Raw genomic sequence first — 12,703 nt, forward strand, 5'->3', positions numbered from 1 at the left:
CATGAGCGACCACGAGGCGCTGTTAAAAGAACTGCTCGCGACCTTCGCGATAGAGGCACAGGAACACCTGGACGCCCTCTCCTCCCATCTCCTCGCCCTGGAGCGCGAAGAGGAGGAGGCCGGGCGGCAGCGCCTGCTCGAAGGGGTATTCCGCCGCGTGCACACCCTGAAAGGGGCGGCGCACGCCGTGAACCTCGCCGACGTCGCCCACGACTGCCAGGAGCTGGAGGAGGTGCTGGCAGAGATCAAGCGTGGCGAAGCGGAGTTCGGGGTGGAGATCTTCGACCTCCTGCACCGCGAGATAAACCGGCTTTCGGCCCGCATTTTTCCGGCAGGCGCCCCCACGGCCGTACCTGCAGCGGCGCAACAGTGCGCTTCCCAAACCGTCCCCCCCACTTCTCTTCCGATGGCGCCCACGCCCCCTGTTGTTGCCGTTACGACCGCCCAGGCGCCTACCCCGGCGCGGCCACGCCCTGCGGCGCCTATCCATGCCACCGACGAAACGGTGCGGGTCTCCGCGCGGCTTCTAGAGACGCTCCTTTTGCACTCCGAGGAACTCGTATCCGCGAAACTCGCCGCCTCGGTACTGCAGGAGGAACTCTCCACACTCGTCAGCGAGGTTGCCAACCGGTGCGCCGATCGCGACCGTGCTCTCGCGGCAGCAAGGCGCGCGGTCAAGAAGGGTACCGGTGGCGAGGCTTCGCTGGCCGGACTTCTCGAACAGGGGTGCCTGCATGAACGTACCGTAGAGGGACGTCTGCGCCTTCTGGAGAAAAGCGCGGAAAAGCACACCCGTTCACTGCAGGCACTCGTCGACCCGCTCCTCGAGGAGATGAAGAAACTGCAGCTCCTCCCCTGTTCCTCGATCCTCGACCCCTTCGCGAAGCTGGTGCGCGACCTTACCCGCGAGCTCGGCAAGGAGGCCGACTTCTCCCTCTCCGGTGGAGAGCTGGAGTTCGACCGCCGCATCCTGGCCGAGCTGAAGGAACCGCTTCTGCACCTCGTGCGCAACACGGTGGACCACGGCATCGAGCTGCCGCAGGCAAGGGAAGCCTCGGGCAAGCCCCGCCGCGGCATGGTGAGCGTCGAGGTGAGGCTGCAGGACGCGAACCGCGCCGAGCTCATCCTAACCGACGACGGCTACGGCATAGACCTCGAGCAGGTGAAACGTTCGGCGCTGCGCCGGGAACTCGCGACCGAGGAGACTCTCGCACGCATGCCCGACGCCGAGGCGCTTCAGTTCATCTTCGAGTCCGGGCTTTCCACCAGCGGCACCATCAGCAGCATCTCCGGACGCGGGGTCGGCCTCGCCATCGTACGCGAGACGCTGGAGCGGCTGGGGGGGCACGTCTCCGTCACCAGCACGCCCGGCGCGGGAACGAGCTTCCGGCTCGTCTTCCCGCTCTCATTCGCCCGGATGCGCGCGCTCTTGGTACAGGTCGCCGGCCGCGACTGCGCCATCCCGGCGGCGGTGGTCGAACTGAGCGCACGCGTGCCGCTCTCGGAGGTGAAACGGGTGAAAAACCGCGACACCGTAGTCGCCGCGGGGGAGGTACTTCCCCTCGTCTCGCTGGCCGGCATCCTGGAAACGGGGCGCCGGAGCATCGAGCCCGACGTTACCGTCTCTTACGTCATCTTGCGTGCCGCCGACCGGCGCATCGCCTTCGCCGTGGATCAGGTGCTCGGGGTGCAGGAGATACTGGTGAAGCCGCTCGGGCGCCAGCTCTCGCGGGTGCGTAACGTGGCCGGCGCCACCGTGCTCGGTTCGGGGCGCGTGGTCCCGGTTTTGAACGTGGCCGACCTCTTCCGCTCCGCTTTAGGGGGTGGTGCCGCCGTCGCCTCACTGCCGGTAGCAAACACCCCGGCACGCCAGGCGCGCGTATCCGTGCTGGTGGCGGAAGACTCGATCACCTCGCGGACCTTGCTGAAGAACATCCTGGAGGCCTCCGGCTTCCTCGTGCGCACCGCGGTCGACGGGGCGGACGCCATGGCGCAGCTTAAAACCGACCCCTGCGACGTGGTGGTCTCCGACATCGAGATGCCGCGCATGGACGGCTTCGAGCTCACCCGGTCGATCCGCGCCGACGCGAAGCTTGCCTCGCTCCCCGTGATCCTCGTCACCGGGCTCGAGTCGCGTACCGACCGGGAGCGCGGCATCGACGTCGGCGCGAGCGCCTATCTGGTCAAGAGCAGCTTCGACCAGACAAACCTCATCGAGGTCATCCAGAAACTCACCTGACAAGGAATCCGCGTGATCAGAGTTCTCGTAGTTGAAGATTCCAAAACCGTGCAGCAGGCGCTGGTGGCCGCTTTCGACGCGGACCCCGAACTGACCGTGATCGGCACCGCGGAGAGCGGCGAGTCCGCCGTGGAGGCCGCAAAGAGCCTCAAACCAGACATCATCACCATGGACGTCAACCTCCCAGGCATGGACGGGTTCGACGCCACCCGCGCCATCATGTCGAGTTGCCCGGTCCCCATCGTGATCGTCACCGGGAAGATGAACCCGAAGGATTCGGCCACCCTGTTCCGAGTCATGGAGGCGGGAGCCCTCATGGTGCTTGCCAAGCCCGCCGCGCCAGGCTCTCCCGGTTACCGCGAGTCGGTGGCGGACCTCGTCCGCCACGTGAAGCTCATGTCCGAGATCAAGGTGGTGCGCCGCGTTTTCCCGACCGGCAAGATCGCCCCCACACAAGCCGCAGTCCCGGCGCCCCGGACCGCCCCCGCCGCCCCGGTAAAGGTGGTGGCCATCGGTGCATCCACCGGCGGTCCTCCCCTTTTGCGCCGCATACTCTCGGCGCTCCCGGAATCCTTTTCCGCCGCGGTCCTCGTCGTACAGCACATGGCCACGGGCTTCACGGAAAACTTCGTGCACTGGCTGAACCAACACTCCACCATGCCGGTGCTCCTCGCTGCCGACGGCATGACCGTGGAGCCGGGGCGGGTCTACGTGGCGCCCGACTGCTACCACATGGAAGTCGCCCCTCAAGGGCGCATCCGCCTCACCAGCACGGACCCTGAAAACGGCGTGCGTCCCGCCGTGTCGGCGCTTTTTCGCACCGTGGCTCAGCACTACGGTCGGCACGCGGTCGGGGTGCTCTTGACCGGCATGGGGAAGGACGGGGCCCTGGAACTCAAGACGATCCGCAACAGTGGAGGCGTCACCGTCGCGCAGGACAAGGAGACCTCCATGGTCTTCGGGATGCCGGGCGAAGCGATCCAGATCGACGCGGCCCAGCACGTCCTTTCCCCCGACGGCATCATCGATCTGCTGACCACGCTGGCGGCAAAAGGCGCCGCCGCTTTGAAATGAAGGAGTTGGCAACGAACATGAATCAAAGCAGCGCGACAGCGGTTCCGCACCGCATCCTCATCGTAGATGACAGCCCCACCCAGGCGAAGCTCCTCGAGCAGATGCTCGCCGAACAGGGATACCGGGTCATCGTGGCTAGAAACGGAGACGAAGCGCTCGAGGCCCTCCCGCAAATGCCGGATCTGGTCATCAGCGACATCCTTATGCCGGGGATGGACGGCTTCGAGCTCTGCCGCCGCATCAGGGAGTCGAAGACAGGGGGTGAAACACCGATCATCCTGCTCACCCACCTGAACGACCCAGCCGACGTGCTGCACAGCCTCGAAGTGGGCGCCAACTACTTCGTGTCGAAGCCGTACAGCAAGAAACTGCTCCTATCCCACATCAGCGCCGTGTTGAACGGCGAGCGGGTTTGCCGCCAGGGTGACAACGACGGCGAGGTGGCCGTCAGCTACCGCGGCAAAAACTACCGTGTTCAGGCCGATTGTGCCCACACCATCGAACTGCTCCTCGCCACCTACGAGATGGCTGCAGAAAAGAACCAAGAACTCCTTGGGGCTAAGGCGTCCCTGTCGAGCCTCAATCGAGAGCTCGAGCAGCGCGTCGTGGAACGGACCGCGGCCCTCACCCAGGAAACCGCGGAACGCCTGCAGGCTATGGACGAACTGAGGAAGAAGGACGAAGTGCTCATGCAGCAAAGCCGCCAGGCTGCGATGGGCGAGATGATCGGCAACATCGCGCACCAGTGGCGCCAGCCGCTGAACGCTGTAGGGCTGCTGGTCCAGGACCTCACCCTCTCCTACGAGTACGGCAATTTCAGCCGAGAATACCTGGAGACGAGCACCGGGAAGATCATGCAGATGGTCCGGCACATGTCGCAGACCATCGACGACTTCAGGAACTTCTTCACGCCGGACCGGGAGAAGAGCGCGTTTGAACTGAAGAAGGTGGTCCGTCGCACCCTAGCCCTCATGGAGGGAAGCCTCGCCGACAAGGGGATTCAGGTCGAGGTCTCGGATGGCGACGTCCCTCCCATCTTCGGGCACCCCAACGAGTTTTCCCAGGTACTGCTGAACATCATCAACAACGCCGCCGACGCCTTGTGCGAAAAAAGGATACCTGGGCCGAAGATCAAGGTCATCGTGGCCCGCGAGAGGGAAAAATCCGTCATTACCATCGCCGACAACGCAGGCGGCATCCCGGCAAACATCATGGGACGGATCTTCGAACCCTATTTCACCACCAAGGAGCAGGGGAAAGGAACCGGCATCGGCCTGTTCATGGCAAAGAACATCGTGGAAAAAAGCATGAACGGCTCACTCTCGGCGCGAAACACCGGGAACGGAGCCGAGTTCAGGATCGAGGTCTAGCATGTCAACGAAACCAGGGGCGGGGTTCACCCTGCTCTACGTAGAGGACGAGGAAGTCACGCGTGAAACGGTGCTGGGCCTTCTCGCGCGCCGTTTTCCCGGCCTGACCATCCGTGGCGCAGAAAACGGGGCAAAGGGGCTTGAGCTTTTTGGCAGGATATCCCCTGACCTCGTGGTCACCGACATAAAGATGCCAGCCATGAGCGGCATCGAGATGTCACGGCAGCTTCTAGCGATCAAACCGTCCCTGCCGGTCATCATCACGAGCGCGCACAGCGACATGGAGTACCTGATCGAGGCGATCGAGCTCGGCGTGTCACGCTACGTTTTGAAACCGATCGACTCCGGGAAACTCTTCGCCGCCATCGAGGCCTGCCTCGGCGCCCTGGCCATAGAGCGGGAGCTCGCCGCGCAGCAGGCATTCGTGCGGAAGCTGTCCAGGGCCGTGCAGCAAAGCCCGAGTAGCATCGTGATCACCGATCCACGTGGCTTCATCGAATACGTGAACCCGAAGTTCGTCGAGCTGACCGAGCGCCCGGAGTCGGAAGTCAAGGGACGACACCTCGCCACCATTTTGCAAGGTGGAGATGCCATCTGGTCCTCGGTCGCACCCGGTAACCAGTGGCACGGAGAGCTGACCGGAGAGCGCAAGCACGGCGCCCCCTTCCACGAGGCCGCATCCATCTCGCCCGTCTTCGACGAGGCCGGCACCATCAGCAACTTTGTGGCGGTGCTGGAGGACATCACCGATCGGGTGCAAAACGAGCGCGAGATCAGGCAACTGAACGAATCCCTCTCCACTCGCGCCAAGGAGCTGGAGATCGCCAACCGCGACCTGGAAGGGTTCAGCTACACAGTCTCACACGACCTGCGCGCTCCCCTCACCAATATCAACGGCTACTGTCAGGTTATTCTGGAGCTTTACGGGGAAAAGCTCGAGCCGGGGTGCAAGGAGTTCATCGACATCATCTTCAACGAGACGGTGAACATGAACCAGTTGATCCGCACCCTGCTTGAGTTCTCCCGCGTGTCGCGCTCCGAGCTCTCGAAGCAGCCGGTCGACCTGAGCGACATGGCGCTTCTCATCGCCGCGGCGCAGCAGTTGTCCGAGCCTGGACGGCGCTTCTCCTTCTCCATCGCGCCGGACCTGACCGCCTACGGAGACCCGGACCTCCTGAAGGTAGTGCTGCAAAACCTCATCTCCAACGCCTGCAAATACTCGGCGCAGAAAGATGAAGCGCGCATCGAGTTCCTTAAGACGGAAGTGGACGGTACAGAGGCCTTCGTCGTGCGCGACAACGGTGCCGGGTTCAACATGGAGTACGCGGGCAAGCTATTCAGCCCTTTCCAGCGGCTACACACCGACCGGGAGTTCAAAGGTTTCGGTGTCGGGCTCGCCACCGTGCAGCGCATCGTGCAGCGGCATGGCGGCCGAGTGTGGGCGGAAGGAGAAGTCGACAAAGGGGCAAGTTTCTTCTTCACCCTGCCCGCACTCGAACCTGGGCGTGACGGAACCGGTTCATAGGAAATACCCTGGAAGGCTTGTGCAGCACCCTCACGAAGCTCTGCGCGAGCCCTGGTTCCCCCCTTTGCGAAGGGGGAGCCTGCCCCCCGTAGCGCTTTTGCGAAGGGGGGACAGGGGGGATTTGCCTTGGTGAGACCGCACCGAAACTGCTGAATAATTTTGTCGAGTCAATTGTGCTGGAGGTTTTACTGTTGTGAAAAGACGCAACACGCAACGGATCTTGCTGGTAGACGACGAACTGGACATCCTCGACGGCTGCCGCTCCTGCCTCAAAAACAGCGGTTTCGGCGACATCCTCACCGAAAGCGACAGTCGCCTTGTGCTGCCGCTTCTGGAGCGCGAAGAGGTTGATGTCATCGTGCTCGACCTGCACATGCCCAACCTATCCGGCGTCGCCCTGCTGCCGCAGATCGTAAACCGGTACCCGCAGATCAAGGTGATCGTCTCCACCGCCAGCAATGAGGTGGAGACGGTGGTGAGTTGCATGAAGGGGGGCGCCTTCGATTACATGGTGAAGCCGATCGACGTGAAGCGCCTGCTCACCTCGGTCCGAAAGGCGCTCGAGCTGAAAAGCCTCTCCAGCGAGCTTTCCACCCTGAAACAGTACATGTTCACCGACCGCCTGGACCACCCGGAGGCCTTTTCGAGCATCGTCTCCTCGAACAAGGCAATGCGCGCCGTCTTCCAGTACATCGAGGTGGTCGCCGGGACCAGACAGCCGGTCACCATCACCGGTGAGACCGGCACGGGAAAAGAACTCGCCGCCCGCGCCATTCACGACCTGAGCGGACGCAGCGGTCCCTTCGTTCCTCTGAACGTTGCGGGGCTGGACGACAACATGTTTTCCGACACCCTTTTCGGCCACGTAAAGGGAGCCTTCACCGGTGCCGACGTGGCGCGTGACGGGCTCATAACCCGCGCGTCCGGCGGGACCCTCTTCCTCGACGAGATCGGTGACCTGGGCGAGATGTCGCAGATCAAGCTCCTTCGACTTTTACAGGAGCAGGAGTACTACCCGGTCGGCTCCGACTTCGTGAAGAAGAGCGACGCCCGCATCGTCATGGCGACGAACCGGGACCTACAGGAGCTCATCAAACAGGGAAAGTTCAGAAACGACCTCTACTACAGACTATGCGCGCACCGGGTACACCTCCCCCCCCTGCGCGACAGGCTGGACGATGTCCCGCTTTTGCTCGACCATTTCCTCGAGAAGGCCGCGGCCCAACTGGATAAGAAGAAGCCTACCCCGCCCCCCGAGCTTGCTGTCATGCTGACCCTCTACCGTTTCCCGGGGAACGTGCGCGAGATGGAGGCGCTCGTCTCCGAAGCGGTCCTGCGGCATAAAGGAGGCGTTCTCTCCATGGAAACCTTCCGAAGCGCCATGGGGTCCGAGGTGCAGAGCGTACCGGAGGCACCGGCGCCACGGACGGAGAGCCTGGAGCAGGCCTTGGACGCGGTTTTCGGCCGGTTCCCGACCATAGCAGAGGTTGAGGAGCAGATGATCGCCGAGGCAATGCGGAAGGCGAAGGGGAACCAGGGGATGGCGGCGAACATGCTTGGCGTTGCGCGCCAGACCCTCAACAAGCGTCTCAAGTCGCAGCCCGCTTGAAGTAAAGGAAGGGCGCCTAAATAACAAAAACCGCCGGTAGCCCAAAGGCCCCGGCGGTTTCTTTTTTTTGCCTTCCGTAACGTAGAACGTAGAACGTTCTCTAGAAATATTGCGCCACGATCCCCTGTGCCAGATCCATGGACGAGGTGAAGGCAGGTGAGATGGGGTTCAGGACGTGCACCCCCTCCCCTTCGGCCACCACCAAGAAGTCCATCACCAGCTCCTTTTTCTCCCAATCCACCAGTTGCGGCCTGATCCCCACCTTGGAGGCGGGCACCACGTCTTCGGGCTTGAGCTCCTTCACGAGCCTCGCGGCATCCTTGAAGAAAACCGAAGGGAGGTACTTGGCAGGCTCGCTAAGCGCCACGTTGCGAAACGGCTTGTTGGTCATGAAGAGGATGAGGTCTTCCCAGGCGATGGATAGCGCTTCAGCATCGATCCCGGCGATGATGCCGTAGTTCTCCCTGCCGAAAGCGGGGATGGCGGTGGGCCCTAGATAGACGTCGCCGTGGACGCTGCGGGTGAAATGGACCCCGAGGAATGGGTTACGGATATCCGGCACCGGGTAGATGCTGGAGTTGACCGTGTAGGGAGCGTCCTTTTTGAGCAGTCGGTACACCCCCTTGAAGGGTATGAGACGGTACTGTTCCCCCACCCCGAAGAAGCCCGCCACCTTGTCGCAGAAGGCCCCAGCGGCGTTCACGAACCGGTTGAAGCGGATCTCCCCGCGGCTCGTCAACGCGACACCGCTCCCTTTGATCCCGGTCAGGCGGCACCCCATGACGAAGGTGACCCGGCCGCTCTCCTCCAGGTCCTTTCTGAGGCTCTTCAGCACCGCCTTCGGATCGACCACGGCGGTGTAGTGGGAAAACAAGGCGCGCTCGACGGTGCGAGCGTTGGGCTCGATGGCGGCCAGCTGCCGTTCGTCGATCATCTCCACCTTGGCGCCGTTCGCGGTGGCACGGCGGAAGAGTTCGTCCAGGACGGGGAGTTCCGCCGGGGTGCGGGTGACTATGACCTTGCCGTTTTCCAGCAGGGGGAGCCCCTTCTCCTTGCAGTACGCCCGCATCAGGAAGTTGCCGTTCAGGCAGGACTTCGCCTTCATGCTGTCCGGCGAGTAGTAGATCCCGGCGTGCAGAACTCCACTGTTTCGTCCCGAGGCGTGCACCCCGAGTTCCGTCTCCTTCTCGATGATGACGATGTCGCCGTGACCGGTACGCGCCAGCTCGCGTGCTATGGTGAGGCCGATGATGCCCGCCCCGACGATGAGGATGTCGGCTTTGTCGAAGCTCATATATCACACCTCCGGATGATTTTCGGGGAAGATACCGCTATCCCCTCCCCTCAGGGTGGTTAATTCGAGAATTCAGCTGAACAAGCGATTAGCCCCTTACATTGCTGCAAAAAGGGGCCTTTAAGCTCCCCCCTTTGCGAAGGGGGGCTGGGGGGGATTTGCTTTTGTTACTCAACTCCCGTTGGTTGAACGGGGGGCCTCCGGGACGAGCCTAAGCGGTTGTCGATATCGTTCAGCTTCTGGTGGAGCTTTTGTGATTGTAGTGGCAGCAGGTGCTGTATGGTCCGACGAAGGCAAATCCCCCCTGTCCCCCCTTCGCAAAGGGGGGAACCTTGCGCTCATGCAGCGCTGCGTGGACGCACTGTGCCCCTTAGCTCTCCCCTTCCCTCTATCCCCCGGGACTTCGACGCTACTCGCGGATGGAGAAACGTGCTAGGGCGTCGCAGCGTACCACCTGCACGGCACTCGTGTTCCCGCGGGGGTAGATCTCCCGGGCAAGGTAGGCAAGCTCCTTGTGCTCCTCGTCAGCGGGAACGTCGCGCCACCACGCTTTGTTTCCCCCCTGCGAGCCGTCACTCCAGCGATAGCCGCGCTCTTTGAGAATGTCCTTCTTATCGAAGGGAGCGGAGACGGCGAAGATGCGCGAGGTGATCTCGTGGGCACGCTTCAAAAGGGTCATAAAAATGGAAGCGCCGGTCACCGGGAGCCGCTCGAGAAGGAGCCCAAGCACCCCCTCGGCGTCGTCCAGCGCGCGGTGCGCGTTGATGGTGAGCGAACCGGTCTTGAAGAGCAGGAACTCCAGGGTTCGCGAGGAAAGCCGCTCAGAACCCCAGTCGATCTGCGACACGGTGCAGGCCCAGGGGAGTTTAGCATAGGCGGGATAACGCGACTCGACGAATTTCCGGTCAAAAGCGGCATTGTGTGCGATTACCAGGTCGGCCTTGGCGGCAAGGGCGTTCATGAACGCATCGTCGAAGGCCTGACCACGCACCATCTCGTCCGAAATCCCGGTGATCTCCTGCACCTCCGGCGGAATGGGGAAGCCGGGATCCTCAAAGCCTGAGTAGCGGTCCGTGATGCGGTATATCTCGCCGGTCTCGGCATCGTACTCGAAGGCAACCACACCAAGCTCGATGATCCGGTCGCGCCGGAAATCAAGCCCGGTGGTCTCGGTATCGAGGCAAAGGGCCACGCGCGAGTGCTCCGGCCCCGGTCGCCCGAGCCTTGCATCGCGCGCCAGATTCAGGCGGCGCAGCACCTGGTAGTCCCCGGTGGAGTGCAGCGAAGCGATGGCGATCTCGATCTCCAGCGGGTTCATCTCCACTACCCTCTTTTTCTGTGGCGTCTTGGCCATCATCACCTCAAAAGCGCCCGATCAGGAGAGGTACTTCTCCCTGAGCGCAACCTTGTTGATCTTCCCGACACTCGTCTTGTCGATAGCTTCGACGAACTTCACCTTGACGAGCACAACCTGCTTGCTCACCACCCCCTTGTCGGCATACGCGCGGACGTGATGGGCGATATCCTTCTCGGTCACGTTGGTGGAAGGCTTCGGAACGACCAGGGCCAGTGGGCGCTCACCCCACTTCTCGTCCGCCTTACCGATGACAGCCACCTCGGCGACCAGCGGGTGATGCGTGATGATATCCTCAAGTTCCAGCGAAGAAACCCACTCACCGGCCACCTTGATGACGTCCTTGCTCCGGTCGGTGATGCGCAGGTACCCGAGTTCGTCGCGCACCGCCACGTCGCCGGTGTGGAGGTATCCGCCAGTCCAGAGACGCTCCGAAGCCTTGTGATCCTTCAGGTACCCCTGGCTGAGCCACGGCGAGCGGACCACCACATTGCCGGCGCTCGCGCCGTCGCGGGGAAGTTCCTTCAGATCGTTGTCGACGACACGAAGGTCGACCAGCGGCAGGGTAAGCCCGGTCTTGCATCGAACGTCCGCCTGTTCCGGGTGGGATAGCTCCAGCATGGCAGGGGTCAGCTGCGAGATGGTGAGAATGGGGCAGGTTTCCGACATGCCGTAGCCTGTAAAGACATCGATACCCGCTTTGAGCGCCTCGACGCAGAGGTTGCGCGACATGGCGGCCCCGCCGATGATGAGCTTCCATCCCCTGAGGTCCATCCTCTCGGCATGAGGGTGCTTCAGCATCATGTGCAGGATGGTCGGGACGCAGTGCGAGAACGTGACACCTTCTTTATCCTTCAACTCAAGCAGTGTCTCCGGGAGATAGCGGCCGGGGTAGACCTGCTTCAGCCCGAGCATGGTGGCGACGTAGGGAAGCCCCCAGGCATGCACGTGGAACATCGGGGTGATCGGCATGTAGACGTCGTCGCGGTGCAGTCCGCCGTGCGCGGTAATCGACCCAAGCGTCGCGAGCAGCCCGAAGGTGTGCAGCACGAGCTGTCGGTGGCTGAAGTAGACCCCCTTGGGCATGCCGGTGGTGCCGGTCGTGTAGAAGGTGGTCGCCCGCGTGTTCTCGTCCAGGTCGGGGAAATCCGACATCGGGGCGGCCTTCGCGAGAAGCTCCTCGTACTCTCCGGCGAAGGGGACGGTACCGTCGTGCTTTTCGCAGTCGTCGCTGATGAGGATGTAGGTGCGCACGTTATCGATCCTGCCGCGGATCTGCTCCAGAATCGGGAGGAATTCGGCGTTCACGAGGAGCACGTCGTCCTCGGCATGGTCGATGGTGTAGAGGATCTGCTCGGCCGAGAGGCGGACGTTGATCGTGTGCAGCACCGCCCCGATCATCGGCACAGCGAAGAAGAGCTCCAGGTAGCGGTGGCTGTCCCAGTCCATGACCGCGACGGTCTGCCCGGGACGGACGCCGAGTTCGGTCAGCATCCCTGCCGCACGACGCACCCGTTCCCTTAAGTCGCGATAAGAGCCACGGTAGAGGTCGCGGTAGATGATCTCCTGCTCGGGGTTATCGACCACCGGGTAGAGCAGCATGTTCTTTATCAGCAGCGGGTAATCATAGGCGGACGGGGTGCGAGGGATCAGCAATTCACTCATCGTTGAGTTCTCCTGTATCTGTCAATTACATCTTGCGGCAGTCGTCGAGGAAATCCTGAAGCACCTCCTCCTCGACGCCGGCCAAAGCGGCGATGCGAGAAAGGCGCGGAAAGGACCAGTTGGTGCGCCCCTCGGCCAAGCGCTGCCCATCGGCGTCGTAGATCGCCATGGCGACCTCGGCCTGGGGAGGATCGAAGCTGACGATCTCGCCAACGACGCGGATCTCGGTGGCGGTCGGCACCGGCTTCAGGAAACGGATCGTGATGTCGCGGGTGACGCCGAGCTTGCCGTGGCGGGCGAAGATCGCATAGGCGGCGGCCTCATCCATGAGGGCGGATATGATGCCGCCGTGGACCATGCCGTCGAAGCCGCAATAGGTTGCGGGGATGCTCGTCACGCAGGCTACGCCGTCGGTGGTGTGATGGAAGCGAAGGCCTAGACCGTGAGGGTGACCTTCGGAACAAACGAAACAGGAGCCGGGCCAGCGCCCCTGCACCTTGGGCAGGTTGAGAACGGACGCGTGGTCCGGGCAGCAGGATTCTTTCATCTCTCCTCCTTCAACGCGGCTGACGC

The 12,703-nt window shown here is 62.6% G+C and carries 9 protein-coding genes; 5 read left to right on the forward strand and 4 right to left on the reverse strand.

What is annotated here, in order from left to right; all coding sequences use genetic code 11:
• The first annotated feature begins 1 nt into the window (after position 1).
• From E8K79_RS03515 to E8K79_RS03535, 5 genes are all read left to right on the forward strand, one after another.
• Positions 2-2,239 (forward strand): hybrid sensor histidine kinase/response regulator, encoded by a 2,238-nt coding sequence (locus E8K79_RS03515; protein ID WP_136513504.1) that lies wholly within the window; start codon positions 2-4, stop codon positions 2,237-2,239.
• A gap of 12 nt (positions 2,240-2,251) precedes the next feature.
• Complete coding sequence (gene cheB / locus E8K79_RS03520) at positions 2,252-3,313, forward strand: chemotaxis-specific protein-glutamate methyltransferase CheB (protein ID WP_136513505.1); 1,062 nt, start codon at positions 2,252-2,254, stop codon at positions 3,311-3,313.
• Positions 3,314-3,330: 17 nt separating this feature from the next.
• Entirely contained in the window at positions 3,331-4,683 is a 1,353-nt protein-coding gene (locus E8K79_RS03525; protein ID WP_136513506.1) for a hybrid sensor histidine kinase/response regulator, read from the forward strand.
• A 1-nt stretch (position 4,684) separates the two neighbouring features.
• Positions 4,685-6,208 (forward strand): sensor histidine kinase, encoded by a 1,524-nt coding sequence (locus E8K79_RS03530; RefSeq protein WP_136513507.1) that lies wholly within the window; start codon positions 4,685-4,687, stop codon positions 6,206-6,208.
• Between the two features lie 193 nt (positions 6,209-6,401).
• Complete coding sequence (locus tag E8K79_RS03535) at positions 6,402-7,817, forward strand: sigma-54-dependent transcriptional regulator (protein WP_136513508.1); 1,416 nt, start codon at positions 6,402-6,404, stop codon at positions 7,815-7,817.
• Between the two features lie 100 nt (positions 7,818-7,917).
• Here E8K79_RS03535 and lhgO read toward each other — a convergent pair whose 3' ends face one another.
• From lhgO to E8K79_RS03555, 4 genes are all read right to left on the reverse strand, one after another.
• The gene (gene lhgO / locus E8K79_RS03540) at positions 7,918-9,111 is read right to left on the reverse strand and encodes an L-2-hydroxyglutarate oxidase (RefSeq protein ID WP_136513509.1); all 1,194 of its coding nucleotides are present in this window, start codon (positions 9,109-9,111) and stop codon (positions 7,918-7,920) included.
• A 409-nt stretch (positions 9,112-9,520) separates the two neighbouring features.
• On the reverse strand, positions 9,521-10,465 hold the full coding sequence (locus tag E8K79_RS03545) for a 3'-5' exonuclease (RefSeq protein WP_136513510.1): 945 nt from the start codon (positions 10,463-10,465) through the stop codon (positions 9,521-9,523).
• Positions 10,466-10,486: 21 nt separating this feature from the next.
• A complete protein-coding gene (locus E8K79_RS03550; RefSeq protein ID WP_136513511.1) occupies positions 10,487-12,130 on the reverse strand; it encodes a fatty acid--CoA ligase in 1,644 nt (547 codons plus the stop codon).
• A 25-nt stretch (positions 12,131-12,155) separates the two neighbouring features.
• Positions 12,156-12,677: a PaaI family thioesterase gene (locus E8K79_RS03555; protein ID WP_136513512.1), complete on the reverse strand. Its 522-nt coding sequence runs from the start codon at positions 12,675-12,677 to the stop codon at positions 12,156-12,158.
• Positions 12,678-12,703: the final 26 nt, after the last annotated feature.

This window comes from Geomonas edaphica, assembly GCF_004917075.1.
Lineage (GTDB): Bacteria > Desulfobacterota > Desulfuromonadia > Geobacterales > Geobacteraceae > Geomonas > Geomonas edaphica.